At 60.1% G+C, this 14,146-nt stretch carries 15 protein-coding genes; 6 read left to right on the top strand and 9 right to left on the bottom strand.

Annotation, left to right across the window (positions count from 1 at the left end):
- Positions 1–43 precede the first annotated feature (43 nt).
- Together ND528_RS17230 and ND528_RS17225 are read right to left on the bottom strand one after the other, a co-directional pair.
- Positions 44–526: a type II toxin-antitoxin system MqsA family antitoxin gene (locus tag ND528_RS17230; protein ID WP_137215439.1), complete on the bottom strand. Its 483-nt coding sequence runs from the start codon at positions 524–526 to the stop codon at positions 44–46.
- Positions 523–834, bottom strand: coding sequence for a type II toxin-antitoxin system MqsR family toxin (locus tag ND528_RS17225; RefSeq protein WP_263470777.1), 312 nt, complete (start codon positions 832–834; stop codon positions 523–525). The genes ND528_RS17230 and ND528_RS17225 overlap by 4 nt, the downstream gene beginning before the upstream one ends.
- A 166-nt stretch (positions 835–1,000) precedes the next feature.
- Between ND528_RS17225 and ND528_RS17220 the strand changes: the two genes are divergently transcribed.
- The 5 genes from ND528_RS17220 (at position 1,001) to ND528_RS17200 (ending at position 4,977) form a co-directional block, all read left to right on the top strand.
- Positions 1,001–1,660: a FadR/GntR family transcriptional regulator gene (locus tag ND528_RS17220; RefSeq protein WP_076565984.1), complete on the top strand. Its 660-nt coding sequence runs from the start codon at positions 1,001–1,003 to the stop codon at positions 1,658–1,660.
- On the top strand, positions 1,650–2,954 hold the full coding sequence (locus tag ND528_RS17215; protein WP_263470776.1) for a CynX/NimT family MFS transporter: 1,305 nt from the start codon (positions 1,650–1,652) through the stop codon (positions 2,952–2,954). The genes ND528_RS17220 and ND528_RS17215 overlap by 11 nt, the downstream gene beginning before the upstream one ends.
- Before the next feature lie 189 nt (positions 2,955–3,143).
- Entirely contained in the window at positions 3,144–3,614 is a 471-nt protein-coding gene (locus tag ND528_RS17210; RefSeq protein ID WP_263470775.1) for a nuclear transport factor 2 family protein, read from the top strand.
- 40 nt (positions 3,615–3,654) lie between these two features.
- Entirely contained in the window at positions 3,655–3,957 is a 303-nt protein-coding gene (locus tag ND528_RS17205; RefSeq protein ID WP_130912780.1) for a GIY-YIG nuclease family protein, read from the top strand.
- Between the two features lie 84 nt (positions 3,958–4,041).
- A complete protein-coding gene (locus ND528_RS17200; protein ID WP_263470774.1) occupies positions 4,042–4,977 on the top strand; it encodes a glutathione S-transferase family protein in 936 nt (311 codons plus the stop codon).
- Positions 4,978–5,095: 118 nt separating this feature from the next.
- On the opposite strand, the gene ND528_RS17195 is transcribed toward ND528_RS17200, so the two are convergent.
- Positions 5,096–5,446 carry a glutaredoxin family protein gene (locus ND528_RS17195; RefSeq protein ID WP_263470773.1) on the bottom strand — a complete coding sequence of 117 codons (351 nt, stop codon included), beginning with the start codon at positions 5,444–5,446 and terminating at the stop codon, positions 5,096–5,098.
- On the bottom strand, positions 5,446–6,450 hold the full coding sequence (gene yejK, locus ND528_RS17190; RefSeq protein WP_039759184.1) for a nucleoid-associated protein YejK: 1,005 nt from the start codon (positions 6,448–6,450) through the stop codon (positions 5,446–5,448). The genes ND528_RS17195 and yejK overlap by 1 nt, the downstream gene beginning before the upstream one ends.
- Before the next feature lie 486 nt (positions 6,451–6,936).
- Between yejK and ND528_RS17185 the strand changes: the two genes are divergently transcribed.
- Positions 6,937–7,218 (top strand): HU family DNA-binding protein, encoded by a 282-nt coding sequence (locus tag ND528_RS17185; protein WP_003221909.1) that lies wholly within the window; start codon positions 6,937–6,939, stop codon positions 7,216–7,218.
- A gap of 196 nt (positions 7,219–7,414) precedes the next feature.
- On the opposite strand, the gene rlmF is transcribed toward ND528_RS17185, so the two are convergent.
- The 5 genes from rlmF to ND528_RS17160 all read right to left on the bottom strand — a co-directional run bounded on the left by rlmF (position 7,415) and on the right by ND528_RS17160 (position 14,029).
- Complete coding sequence (gene rlmF, locus ND528_RS17180) at positions 7,415–8,434, bottom strand: 23S rRNA (adenine(1618)-N(6))-methyltransferase RlmF (RefSeq protein WP_016771571.1); 1,020 nt, start codon at positions 8,432–8,434, stop codon at positions 7,415–7,417.
- Between the two features lie 233 nt (positions 8,435–8,667).
- Positions 8,668–11,514 (bottom strand): valine--tRNA ligase, encoded by a 2,847-nt coding sequence (locus ND528_RS17175; RefSeq protein ID WP_263470772.1) that lies wholly within the window; start codon positions 11,512–11,514, stop codon positions 8,668–8,670.
- Positions 11,515–11,642: 128 nt separating this feature from the next.
- A complete protein-coding gene (locus ND528_RS17170) occupies positions 11,643–12,044 on the bottom strand; it encodes a DNA polymerase III subunit chi (protein ID WP_212615379.1) in 402 nt (133 codons plus the stop codon).
- 8 nt (positions 12,045–12,052) lie between these two features.
- On the bottom strand, positions 12,053–12,481 hold the full coding sequence (locus tag ND528_RS17165; protein WP_016771568.1) for a DNA polymerase III subunit chi: 429 nt from the start codon (positions 12,479–12,481) through the stop codon (positions 12,053–12,055).
- Positions 12,482–12,538: 57 nt separating this feature from the next.
- Entirely contained in the window at positions 12,539–14,029 is a 1,491-nt protein-coding gene (locus ND528_RS17160) for a leucyl aminopeptidase (RefSeq protein ID WP_137215433.1), read from the bottom strand.
- Positions 14,030–14,146: the final 117 nt, after the last annotated feature.

Genomic DNA, 14,146 nt, shown 5'->3' with positions numbered 1-14,146 from the left:
AGTAAAAAACAACCCGGCCATGTGCCGGGTTGTTTTTTCGGGGTCAGGAAACCGAAAGGGATTCATGTTCTTTGTGGACGATGTGCTCGAAACCTCTCAAATCTGCACCTTCGCCGAAAGTCTTCACATCGGTAAGCAAGTACGGGTAGCGCTCCAATAAGCGCATTAACAGTATCAGCGCCTTGGGCGGCAATACCTCGCCCCGCTCATAGCGAGAAAATGCGTTATGCCCCCCTCCAGACAATAGTTGCACCGTATCTTTTTGCGTAAGGTGCAATTTGCGACGAATCTTTTTCATCTCGTTGCCAATCATTTTTCTGCTGGCGATAACGAGCTCATCGCATGCGTCCGAGTAGCGCTGCCCGCACACTTCATCGAGTTCGATTTCTCCGCACTTCTGGCACTCCCAACCCGAAAGATCGTCAACGCGGCGCTCCATGCCTTTGACGCTCAACGTTTCGCCTCGACCTTCGAAATGCACCATGCCTTCAGAGGCGCCGCAACTGAGACACTGTTGCGTATTCATGAATTGTTCTCCTTGAAGGAGATCACCGGCGGGCGTCTGTCGTTGTGATAGGACACCTTTATGTAAATCTCCAGACCATGTGAATTGATGTGATAGACGTCCTGCCAGATGCGGTGGTTGTCATAGGTCGTCATCGACTTGTAGAGCATGTTGCGCTGCAGCATGAAGACGACTTCCTGCATGTCTGCAAGTGTCAGCTCCATATCGGAACCGGTTCTCCTCGCTGTGTGTGTGAATGCCCTCCAGCCTAATCTCCTGACATCCGCCTTGATCACCGCCAAGTCGTAATGGGGTGTGTTCTTTTCCATAAGAAGCCAAAACCCTGTCCCTGAAATTACCCTTAAAGGGTAATTTTGACCAATCGAAAATGCCGCTCCATGTGTCTCCGATTGACCCTAGGTGGTTGCCGTCCTACATGGGTCTGACTAACATGTCGGAAAATTCATCCTATGATTGGATGAAAAGGTGAGGTTCATGTCCGACATTTCCCCTTTGATCAAGCGGTCCCTGGTCGATCAGGCTTTGGATCAACTGCGTCAGCGCATCAACAGCGGTGCGTGGCAGGTCGGCGAGCGGCTGCCGACCGAGCCTGAGCTGTGCGCCGAGCTGGGCATCAGCCGCAACACGGTCCGTGAGGCGATGCGTGTTCTGGCGTTCTCGGGATTGATCGAAATTCGTCAGGGCGACGGCAGTTATCTTCGTGCGGTGGTTGACCCGCTCGACACACTTAAAGCGCTATCGCGTTGTTCGCTGGAGCAGGCCCGGGAGACCCGGCACATCCTTGAAGTCGAGGCCATCGGCCTGGCGGCGTTGCGTCGTACCGATGAGGATCTGGCGGCGCTGCGTGAAGCGCTCGGCACCAGCGGCAGCCACTACCACGGCGATCTCGACACTTATATCGCCTGCGATCTGGTGTTCCATCGCCGCCTGGTCGACGCCGCGCACAACCCGACCCTCAGCGAGCTGTATCGCTATTTCTCCAGCATCGTCGGCGCGCAATTGCGCCAGACCCTGAATATCTCCCCGCGCCGTCAGGAAGTGTTCGATCTGCACATCGACTTGCTCGATGCGGTCGAGCAACGCGACCCGGAACGGGCCAAAGCCTTGTCGAGGCAGTTGATCAATGAACCTTGAAACCGAGAAATCCATGTCCCGCAGTGAGTTATCCACAGCGTCGAAACGCTCCCCAGAACTTGAAGAGCTGCTGATCGATGCCGAGGCTGATGACGAGCAGGTGCAGCAAAGCCATCCGTTGGTAAAACGTCCATGGTTGCTGCTGCTCGGGCTGATTCTGGTAGCGCTGAACCTGCGCCCGGCGTTGTCGAGCATGGCGCCCTTGCTCAGCGAGGTCTCCAGGAGTCTCGGATTATCTGCGGCGCAGGCGGGATTGCTGACCACGTTGCCGGTGCTTTGTCTGGGTTTGTTTGCGCCGCTGGCGCCGATTCTGGCGCGGCGTTTCGGTGCTGAGCGCGTGGTGCTGGGGATTTTGCTGACGCTGGCCGGCGGCATCATCCTGCGCAGCAATTTCGGCGAGATCGGCCTGTTCGCCGGCAGCGTCCTTGGCGGCGCCAGCATTGGCATCGTCGGCGTGCTGCTGCCGGGCATCGTCAAACGCGACTTCGCCAAGCACGCCGGGACCATGACCGGCGTCTACACCATGGCGCTGTGCCTGGGCGCAGCGATGGCGGCGGGTTCGACCGTGCCGCTGAGTGAACACTTCGGCAACAGCTGGGCGATGGGCCTGGGCTTCTGGGTGATTCCCGCATTGGTGGCGGCGGTTTTCTGGCTGCCACAAGTCGGCTCGAAGCACGGCGCACACAACGTCGCCTATCGCGTGCGCGGGTTGCTGCGTGATCCGCTGGCCTGGCAGGTGACCTTGTACATGGGCCTGCAATCGTCGCTGGCCTACATCGTGTTTGGCTGGTTGCCGTCGATCCTCATCGGTCGCGGGCTGACACCGACTCAGGCCGGATTGGTGCTGTCCGGTTCGGTGATCATTCAACTGGCCAGTTCGCTGGCCGCGCCGTGGCTGGCGACCCGTGGCAAGGATCAGCGTCTGGCGATCGTCGTGGTCATGGCGCTGACCCTGGCCGGCCTGTTCGGTTGCCTGTACGCACCGATCGAAGGACTGTGGGGCTGGGCGATTCTCTTGGGGTTGGGGCAGGGCGGCACGTTCAGTCTGGCGTTGACCCTGATCGTGCTGCGCTCGCGCGATTCCCATGTCGCGGCGAACCTGTCGAGCATGTCCCAGGGTTTTGGCTACACGCTGGCGTCGATGGGGCCATTCGCCGTGGGCGTGGTGCATGACTGGACCGGCGGCTGGAATGCGCTGGGCTGGATTTTCGGCATTATCGGCGCCGGTGCGATCATTGCCGGGCTGGGCGCAGGGCGTGCGTTGTATGTGCAGGTGCAAAGCGAAAAGCTCTGAATGCACTGGTTGCAAATGTGGGAGCGAGCCTGCTCGCGAAAGCGGTGTTCGGTCAACAAAGGTGTTGAATGTTGAATTGCCTTCGCGAGCAGGCTCGCTCCCACAAGGGTTTTGCGTATTGCCGATAGTGTTTCTGCGCGCGGCAGATTATGGTGCTGGCAATCTGTATATCTTTCTTTGGAGATTGCCTTGAGCGAAGCCCACAGCGCCCTGATCACTCGCTTCTACCAGGCCTTCCAGCGCCTCGATGCCGAAGCCATGGCCGCCTGCTATACCGATGACGTGGTCTTCAGCGATCCGGCCTTCGGTGAGTTGCGCGGTCGCGATGCCGGCGACATGTGGCGCATGCTGACTACCCGCGCCAAGGATTTTTCCCTGACCTTCGACAACGTCCGCGCCGACGAGCGCACCGGCGGCGCGCATTGGGTGGCGACTTACCTGTTCAGCCAGACCGGCAATGTCGTGGTCAACGATATCCAGGCGCGCTTCGTCTTCCGGGACGGCAAGATCTGCGAGCACCACGATCACTTCGATATGTGGCGCTGGTCGCGGCAGGCGTTGGGTTTCAAAGGCCTGCTGCTGGGCTGGACGCCGCTGGTGCACAACGCCGTACGTGCCCAGGCGCGCAAGGGACTGAAGGCATTTCAGGCCGGGCGCTGATAAGATCGCCGCCTGTTTTCCTACACGTTCAGATCCCGAAGTGACCAGTCTTAGCGAACAATCCGTCGACGCTGCCGAACCAGCGAGTAAATCCTGGTTCGTCTACCTCGTGCGTGCCGCCAATGGCTCGTTGTATTGCGGAATCAGCGACGACCCGGTGCGGCGTTTCGCCAAGCACCAGAGCGGCAAAGGCGCGCGGTTCTTTCTTTCCAGCCCGGCGATGGCGCTGGTCTACACCGAACTCTGCCGCGACAAAAGCGATGCTCTGCGCCAGGAACGGCTGATCAAGAAGCTGCGCAAAAGCGCCAAGGAATGCCTCGTCGCGTCTTATCAATCTGACTGATTGGTTCCCATCAGGCAGATCTGTAGGCTGCTAATCCAATGCACGCTAAGCTGCGGGCTCACTATCTGAGCGGCGGAGCCGAGCATGTCTGAGTTGATTCTGCACCATTACCCGACCTCTCCATTCGCCGAGAAGGCCCGCCTGCTGCTGGGTTTCAAAGGCCTGTCCTGGCGTTCGGTGCATATTTCCCCGGTGATGCCAAAGCCGGATCTGACCGCGTTGACCGGTGGCTACCGCAAGACTCCAGTGTTGCAGATCGGTGCTGACATCTATTGCGACACCGCACTGATCGCTCGACGCCTGGAACAGGAAAAAGCCCTGCCGGCGTTCTTCCCCGAGGGCCAGGAAATGACCAGCGCCAGTTTTGCCGCGTGGGCCGATTCGGTGGTGTTCCAGCACGCCGTGAGCCTAGTGTTCCAGCCGGAATCGGTGGCGGTGCGTTTCGGCAAATTGCCGCCGGAAGCGATCAAGGCCTTCCTGGCCGACCGCGCCGGTTTGTTCAGCGGTGGCAGCGCCACGCGTCTGTCCGCCGAGCAGGCCAAGCATCAGTGGCCGACGATCATGGCGCGGCTGGAGCAACAGTTGCAGCGCGAACAGGGTGACTTCCTCTTTGGCGAACCGTCGATTGCCGACTTCGCGTTGGCGCATCCGCTGTGGTTCCTCAAGGCGACCCACGTCACGGCGCCGCTGGTGGATGAATACCCGGCGGTGGCGGCGTGGCTGGGTCGGGTGCTGGGGTTCGGCCATGGCGCAGCGAGCGAGATGTCTTCCGCCGAGGCACTGGAAGTCGCGCGTAACACGACGCCAGCGGCGTTGCCGGATGAACAGTTCGTGGATCCGAACGGCTTCAAGGCGGGGCAGCAAGTGGCGATTGCCGCTATCGATTACGGCGTTGATCCGGTGGTGGGCGAGCTGCTGTTTGCTGGCCGTGAAGAGCTGATCATTCGCCGTGAAGACGAACGTGGCGGCGTGGTGCACGTACACTTCCCGCGTTTTGGGTTCCGTATCGAAGCGCGCTGATTTATCCAGTCAGCTGCAAAACCTGTGGGAGCGAGCCTGCTCGCGAAGACGATGGATCATTCAACATTGTCGTTGGCTGATGCAGCGCTTTCGCGAGCAGGCTCGCTCCCACAGTTGATTATTTCAGGGCAGCGAGGATTTCGTCTGGATCAAATCCGCGAATCAACGTGCCGTTCACATCGATCAGCGGAATCCCGCGTCCACCCAGTGCCTCATACGCCTTGCGCGCCTGGGCATCCTTCTCGATGTCGAACTCCTTGAACGGTATGCCCTTGCTGTCGAGAAAGCGTTTGGTCTGCTTGCAGTAGCCGCACCAGTCGGTGGCGTACAGCACAACATTGGCCTGCGCCCGGGTCTGCTGCGAGACCATTTGCGAGGGATTGAACACTCGCTCGATCTTGCCCCAGTTCTGGTAGACCACGACTACCAGCAGCACCAGGGCGACCTTTTTCAGCACATTGCCGAGCATCAGTTACGCCGCTTCAGCTGGTCGGTCAGCGAAGTCGGCAGGCCTTTGATGATCAGGGTGCCGTTCTCTTCGTCGTACTCGATCTTCGAACCCAGCAGGTGCGCTTCGAAGCTGATCGACAGGCCTTCGGCGCGGCCGGTAAAGCGGCGGAATTGGTTGAGGGTACGTTTGTCCGCCGGGATCTCCGGCGACAGGCCATAGTCCTTGTTGCGGATGTGGTCGTAGAAGGCCTTCGGGCGTTCTTCGTCGATCAGCTCTGACAGTTCCTCAAGACCCATCGGTTCGCCGAGCTTGGCCTGGCTGCTGGCGTAGTCGACCAGCGTTTTGGTTTTCTCGCGGGCCGAGTCTTCCGGCAGGTCTTCGCTCTCGACAAAGTCGCTGAAGGCCTTGAGCAGTGTGCGCGTCTCGCCGGGGCCGTCGACGCCTTCCTGGCAGCCGATGAAGTCGCGGAAGTACTCCGAGACCTTCTTGCCATTCTTGCCCTTGATGAACGAGATGTACTGCTTGGACTGCTTGTTGTTCTGCCACTCGGAAACGTTGATCCGCGCTGCCAGATGCAATTGGCCGAGGTCGAGATGGCGCGAAGGCGTCACGTCGAGCTCGTCGGTTACCGCCACGCCTTCGCTGTGGTGCAGCAGGGCGATTGCCAGGTAGTCGGTCATGCCTTGCTGATAGTGGGCAAACAGCACATGGCCACCCACCGACAGGTTGGATTCCTCCATCAGCTTCTGCAGATGCTCGACCGCCACTTTACTGAACGCGGTGAAGTCACGGCCGCCTTCCATGTACTCCTTCAGCCAGCCGCTGAAGGGGAACGCGCCGGATTCCGGATGGAACAGGCCCCAGGCTTTGCCCTGTTTGGCGTTGTAGCTTTCGTTGAGGTCGGCGAGCATGTTTTCGATGGCTGCGGACTCGGCCAGTTCGGAGTCACGGGCATGCAGAACTGCGGGCGTGCCGTCGGGTTTTTTGTCGATCAGGTGGACGATGCAATGACGGATCGGCATGGGCTTCTCGGCTGTTGGAAGGGAGGAGGGCAGGCTCCCCCGAAAAAGCGCTCAGTGTACCCGAATCTCTATCTGAGGCTCTGTGCAGGAGCTACCGAAGCTTGCGATCTTTTGATCTTGTTTTTGAAAAAAACAAAGTCAAAAGATCGCAGCCTTCGGCAGCTCCTACAGGGGGTTGAAGGCTGAAACCGGGGCAAGGGGCCGGCCTTATGCGGTTTTTTACCGATTTAGCGCAATAAAGCTGACCAAATGGGTAGCTAGAGGCGGATATTTCCTTGTCGCTGTGCTAGTTTTGCCCGGTCTTACGCGAAGTCACTGCGTTAAGCGTGCATTCAGCATTTGTCAGGTCGAACCAAACCCTGATTTCGGCATCTATAACCCGACTCGTCGTGGTTATCGCCGAGGGTGCCAGATCCAGAAGATCGGGCTCGATGGCTGACACTGCACTCTGCAATCCATATGAATTTGATAGGGAAGGAACACTACATGGCTCTTACTAAAGACCAACTGATCGCCGACATCGCTGAAGCTATCGACGCGCCGAAAACCACCGCGCGTAACGCTCTGGACCAACTGGGCCAAATCGTTGCCGATCAGCTGGAAAACGGCGGCGAAATCACCTTGCCAGGTATCGGCAAGCTGAAAGTGACCGAGCGTCCTGCCCGCACCGGCCGTAACCCTTCGACTGGCGCTGCCATCGAAATCCCTGCAAAGAAAGTGATCAAGCTGGTTGTGGCCAAAGGCCTGACCGACGCTGTGAACAAGTAAGACGCAGCGATAAAAAAAACCGTGCTTCGGAGTGATCCGGGGCACGGTTTTTTTGTGTCTGCAATTCGGTGGGTATGTCACTGAACCATTGTGGGAGCGAGCCTGCTCGCGAATGCGGTGGTTCAGTCACCTTGGATGTCGACTGATAGACCGCTTTCGCGAGCAGGCTCGCTCCCACAAGGTAATCCGCTGTGTCTTAGCGAACCCAGCGCTCACGCCGCCAGATCTGCTGCTCGGACTTGGTCTGGAAGGTCCAGGCGACAAAGCGGCTCTGCTTCTGCCCCTGCGACATCTCCACGACCTGGCTTTCCAGTACGCCGGCCTTCTTCAGTGCCGTCTCGATGGCCGGCAGGTTCGAGGCCTTCGACACCAGGGTGCTGAACCACAACACCTTGTGCTGAAAGTTCGCGCTCTCGGCAATCAACTGCGTCACGAAGCGCGCTTCACCGCCTTCACACCACAGCTCCGCCGATTGCCCGCCGAAGTTCAGCACCGGCAGCTTGCGTTTCGGGTCGGCCTTGCCCAAGGCGCGCCACTTGCGCTCGCTGCCCTTGGTCGCTTCTTCCATCGAAGCGTGGAACGGCGGGTTGCACATGGTCAGGTCGAAACGCTCGCCCGGCTCCAGCAAGCCGATGAGGATGTGCTTGCGGTTTTCCTGCTGGCGCAGCTGGATCACTTTGCTCAGATCATTGGATTGCACGATGGCTCGCGCCGCCGCCACGGCTGTCGGGTCGATCTCCGAGCCGAGGAAGTGCCAGCGATATTCGCTGTTGCCGATCAGCGGATAAACGCAGTTGGCGCCCATACCGATGTCCAGCACATTGACGATCGCGCCGCGCGGCACCTTGCCGTCGTTCATGCTCGCCAGCAGGTCGGCGAGAAAGTGCACATAGTCGGCACGCCCCGGAACCGGAGGGCACAGATAGTCCGCCGGGATATCCCAATGTTGAATACCGTAGAACGCCTTGAGCAGCGCCCGATTGAACACACGAACCGCGTCGGGGCTGGCGAAGTCGATGCTTTCCTTGCCGTACGGGTTGGTGATCACGTACTTGGCCAGTTCCGGCGTGGTCTTGATCAGTGCCGGAAAGTCGTAACGACCCTGATGGCGATTGCGCGGATGCAGGCTGGCCTTCTCGCGCGGCTCGACGGCTTTGCTCGGGGACGCGGCGTCAGGCTTCTTGCGCGCAGGTTTGGGTGTGCGGGGGGCGGTCATGGGCGTGGTCGATTCGGGTATGGCTGAAAGTGGCGGGTATTGTCCCACATCTGAAGGCAACACCGTTCAAACTGTGGGAGCGAGCCTGCTCGCGAAGGCGGTTGCACATCCGGCAGATTTGTCGGCTGACTCAGCGCTTTCGCGAGCAGGCTCGCTCCCACAGGGGACTCGAGGTTTTGCAGGAATAAAAAAGGGAGGCCACTTGGGCCTCCCTTTTTCAGTGCGATTTGCCGTTACAGACTGGCAATCCGCGCGTGCTGCTCGGCCAGTTTGCCCAGGGCCTGTTCGGCCTCGGCCAGTTTGGCGCGTTCCTTCTCGATGACTTCGGCCGGAGCCTTGTCGACGAAACCTGCGTTGGACAGCTTGCCGCCAACCCGCTGGACTTCGCCCTGCAAACGCAGGATTTCCTTGTCCAGACGCGCCAGTTCGGCGCCTTTGTCGATCAGGCCGGCCATTGGCACCAGCACTTCCATCTCGCCCACCAGTGCGGTAGCGGACAGTGGTGCTTCTTCGCCAGCGGCGAGTACGGTGATCGATTCCAGACGCGCCAGCTTCTTCAGCAGCGCTTCGTTCTCGGTCAGGCGGCGCTGGTCGTCAGCGCTGACGTTCTTCAGGAAGATCGGCAGTGGCTTGCCCGGGCCGATGTTCATCTCGCCACGAATGTTGCGCGTGCCGAGCATCAGTTCCTTGAGCCATTCGATGTCGTTTTCCGCCGCCGGATCGATGCGCTCTTCGTTAGCCACCGGCCAAGGCTGCAGCATGATCGTCTTGCCCTGAATACCGGCCAGCGGCGCGATGCGCTGCCAGATTTCTTCAGTGATGAACGGCATGAACGGGTGCGCCAGGCGCAGCGCCACTTCCAACACGCGCACCAAGGTCCGGCGAGTGCCGCGCTGACGTTCGACCGGCGCGTTCTCGTCCCACAACACAGGTTTGGACAGTTCCAGATACCAGTCGCAGTACTGGTTCCAGATGAATTCGTACAGCGCTTGCGCGGCGAGGTCGAAACGGAACTGATCCAGTTGGCGGGTCACTTCGGCTTCGGTGCGTTGCAACTGCGAAATGATCCAGCGATCTGCCAGCGACAGCTCGTAGGCTTCGCCGTTCTGGCCGCAGTCTTCGCCCTTGTCCAGAACGTAACGCGCGGCGTTCCAGATCTTGTTGCAGAAGTTGCGATAGCCTTCGACGCGACCCATGTCGAACTTGATGTCGCGACCGGTCGAGGCCAGCGAGCAGAAGGTAAAGCGCAGGGCATCGGTGCCGTAGCTTTCGATGCCGTTGGCGAATTCTTCGCGGGTGGCTTTCTCGATCTTCTTCGCCAGTTTCGGTTGCATCAGGCCCGAGGTGCGCTTCTGCACCAGGGTTTCCAGGTCGATGCCGTCGATGATGTCCAGCGGGTCAAGGACGTTGCCCTTGGACTTGGACATCTTCTGGCCCTGGCCGTCGCGTACCAGACCGTGTACGTAGACAGTCTTGAACGGAACCTGCGGCGTGCCGTCTTCGTTCTTCATCAGGTGCATGGTCATCATGATCATCCGGGCAACCCAGAAGAAAATGATGTCGAAACCGGTGACCAGCACGTCGGTGGAGTGGAATTTCTTCAGGAACTCGGTCTGTTCAGGCCAGCCCAGTGTCGAGAAGGTCCACAGGCCGGAGCTGAACCAGGTGTCGAGGACGTCGTTGTCCTGTTGCAGCGCAACATCCGGGCCGAGGTTGTGCTTGGCACGCACTTCGGCTTCGTCGCGACCGACGTAGACTTTGCCCGACTCGTCGTACCAGGCCGGAATCCGGTGGCCCCACCACAGCTGACGGCTGATGCACCAGTCCTGGATGTCGCGCATCCACGAGAAGTACATGTTTTCGTACTGCTTGGGCACGAACTGGATGCGACCGTCTTCAACGGCAGCAATCGCCGGCTCGGCCAGCGGCTTGGTCGATACGTACCACTGGTCGGTCAGCCACGGCTCGATGACCGTGCCGGAGCGATCGCCTTTCGGCGTTTTCAGGTTGTGATCGTTGACACTCACCAGCAGGCCGGCAGCGTCGAACGCGGCAACGATCTGCTTGCGCGCTTCGAAACGTTCCAGGCCAGCGAACTCGGCCGGAATCTTGCCGTCGATGCTCTCGTTCAGCGTGCCGTCGAGGTTGAACACCTGTGCAGCAGGCAGCACGTGCGCGTTCTTGTCGAAGATGTTCAGCAGCGGCAGGTTGTGGCGCTTGCCGACTTCGTAGTCGTTGAAATCGTGGGCCGGGGTGATTTTCACGCAGCCGGTGCCGAATTCAGGGTCGCAATAATCGTCGGCGATGATCGGGATGCGGCGGCCAACCAGTGGCAGCTCGACGAATTTGCCGATCAGCGCTTTGTAGCGCTCGTCGTTCGGGTTCACCGCGACGGCGGAGTCGCCGAGCATGGTTTCCGGACGGGTGGTGGCAACGATCAGGAAGTCATTGCCCTCGGCGGTTTTAACGCCATCGGCCAATGGGTATTTCAGGTTCCACAGGAAGCCTTTCTCTTCGTGGTTTTCCACTTCGAGGTCGGAAATCGCCGTGTGCAGTTTGGTGTCCCAGTTGACCAGACGCTTGCCGCGATAGATCAGGCCGTCCTCATGCAGACGCACGAAGGCTTCCTTGACCGCTTCCGAGAGGCCGTCGTCCATGGTGAAGCGCTCGCGGCTCCAGTCGACGGACGAGCCGAGGCGGCGGATCTGCCGGCTGATGTTGCCGCCGGACTGATCTTTCCACTCCCAGACTTTCTCGAGAAATTTTTCCCGGCCCAGATCGTGACGATTCTGGCCCTGGGCTTCGAGTTGGCGCTCCACCAGCATCTGCGTGGCGATACCGGCGTGGTCGGTGCCCGGCTGCCACAGGGTGTCGCGACCCTGCATGCGGCGGAAACGGATCAACGCGTCCATGATCGCGTTGTTGAAGCCGTGACCCATGTGCAGGCTGCCGGTGACGTTCGGCGGCGGGATCATGATGGTGTAGGACTCGCCCGCGCCTTGCGGGGCGAAGTAGTTCTCGGACTCCCAGGTCTTGTACCAGGAAGTTTCAATGGCGTGCGGCTGGTAGGTCTTATCCATGCGCGGCGGGACCCTATTGGCATTTATTCAGGAAAAGCCGGGAAGTATAGCCGTGGGGACAGCCACAAGCCACAAGCTGCAAGCTTCAAGAGGAGCGCGGCGGATTTGCTTTGGCTTTGGCTTGCAGCTTAAAGCTTGCCGCTTGCAGCTGCAGCGAGCAGCCGCTCCATCCGCGCATCGAGGCGGCGTTTGATTTCGGTCTCGATGTGCGGGGCGAAGTCGTCGATCACGTCTTGCATGATCAATTGCGCGGCGGCGCGCAGTTCGCTGTCCAGGTGCAGGAGAGCGTCGGGACCTTTGTCGACCGGCGCAGCAGCCTGGGCAGCCTGGGGCGGCGCTAGTGGAGGCTCGACGGCCGCCGGCTGGTTGCCGACGGAGTCGAACAGCATTGGAATCTGTTCCTGTTCGCTGTCATCGACCGTATCGGTCAACAGCGGCGGTTGCAGGTTGTCATCGCCGAGCAACTGGCGGATCGATTCGAGATCGTCCAGCAGGTGTGCGGACTTCTGTTGCGGTTTCGGAGTGTCCATTGGAGTGCTCAGAGTCGCTGTAAACGGTGGTCTTGCAGAGAATAGCCCTGTTCGCGGTAGAAACGGAAACTCTCCCGCGCCGCCGCTCGGATGGTCGGATCTTCCACCACCACTTCCGCCACGCGGGCGAATTTGCTGGCGAAGGCCGGGACTTTCAGGTCGAGATTGACCAGCAGATCCTGATGCTCACCGCAGTCTTGCCCGAGTCCCAGCACGATCAAACCGTCCGGTTCGCTGTCGGCCGGGCCGTGAGGCACGAAACTTTCGCCCTTGAATGCCCACAGCCGCGCATCGAGATCGTCGCGCTGGGCCGCATCGCTGCAATGCAGGTAGATGCGGTGGCCCATGCGCCAGGCTTTCTCGGTGAGCTTGCAGGCGAAATCCAGGCGCGCTGATGGATCGGCGCTGGGCAGGATATAGAAGTCGACTTTGGTCATTGCGGTTCCAGAGCGGCAAGTGGCGTCACCCGAGAGTGACGCCACCTTTCAGCGGTTTCAGGCCTTGGCGCGATCCAGCAGGTACTGGGTCAGCAGTGGAACCGGACGACCAGTGGCGCCTTTGTCCTTGCCGCCGCTGGTCCATGCCGTGCCGGCGATGTCCAGGTGCGCCCAGTTGAGGTTCTTGGTGAAGCGCGACAGGAAGCAGGCGGCAGTAATGGTGCCGGCCTTCGGCCCGCCAATGTTGGCGATGTCGGCGAACGGGCTGTCCAGTTGCTCTTGATACTCATCGAACAGCGGCAGTTGCCAGGCGCGGTCGTCGGCAGCCTTGCCGGCGCTGAGCAACTGGTCGATCAGTTCGTCGTTGTTGCCCAGCAGGCCGGACGTGTGTGCGCCCAGGGCCACTACGCAAGCACCGGTCAGGGTGGCGATGTCGATCACCGCTTGTGGCTTGAAGCGCTCGGCGTAGGTCAGCGCATCGCACAGCACCAGACGGCCTTCAGCGTCGGTGTTGAGGATTTCCACGGTCTGGCCGCTCATGGTGGTGACGATATCGCCCGGACGCGATGCATTGCCGCTCGGCATGTTTTCGGCGCAGGCGAGGATGCACACCAGATTGATCGGCAGTTTCAGCTCAAGCACGGCGCGCAGCGTACCGAAAACAGAAGCAGCGCCGCCCATGTCGTATTTCATCTCGTCCATGCCGGCGCCCGGCTTCAGGCTGATGCCGCCGGTATCGAAGGTGATGCCCTTGCCGACCAGTGCGAACGGCTTCTCGGATTTTTTGCCACCGCTGTATTGCATGACGATCAGGCGCGGCGGCTGGGCGCTGCCCTGGCCCACGGCGTAGAACGAGCCCATGCCGAGGGATTTGATCTTCTTCTCGTCGAGTACTTCGACTTTCAGATCCTTGAACTCTTTGCCCAGGTTCTTGGCCTGTTCGCCCATGAAGGTCGGGTGGCAGATGTTCGGTGGCAGGTTGCCCAGATCGCGGGTGAAGGCCATGCCGTTGGCGATAGCAGTGGCGTGATTCACGGCGCGCTGCACTTCGGCTTGCGCAGCCTTGATGGTCAGCAGAGTAATTTTCTTCAGGGCGCGCGGTTCGGCTTTCTGGCTCTTGAACTGGTCGAAGGTGTAGCCGCCGTCGACCAGGGTTTCTGCCAGCAGACGGGTTTTGCCGTAGCTGTCGCGACCTTTGACGATGACTTCATCCAGCGCCAGCACGGCATCGCCGCCGCCCAGGCCTTTGAGGGTGTTGAGGATGCCGGCAACGATTTTGCGGAACGGACGGTCGCCCAGTTCTTCGTCCTTGCCCACGCCGACCAGCAACACGCGCTCGGCTTTCAGGTTCGGCAGGCTGTGCAGCAGCAGGCTCTGACCGACCTTGCCGGCCAGGTCGCCACGCTTGAGCACGGCGCTGATTGCGCCGCCGCTCGACTCGTCGACCAGTCTGGCGGCGACGCCGAGTTTGCGGCCTTCGCCGACGGCAACCACCAGGGTGGCGGTTTTCAACGTTTCTGGGCTAACGCTTTTTACAACCAGTTCCATGTCCGGATCCCTGAATGAATGGTCAACACGCAGGCGTTCGACGTTGTCCGCAGTCGCCTGCTTATAGATAGAAGAGGCGCAGGCCAAAGCCTGCGACAAGGGCCGCAGTTTGAACCT

This window comes from Pseudomonas mercuritolerans (assembly GCF_025706525.1).
In the GTDB taxonomy this organism is placed as follows: Bacteria; Pseudomonadota; Gammaproteobacteria; order Pseudomonadales; family Pseudomonadaceae; genus Aquipseudomonas; species Aquipseudomonas mercuritolerans.
Note: the sequence above shows the minus strand (reverse complement) of the source record. Positions and strands in the feature narration are given on the sequence as shown.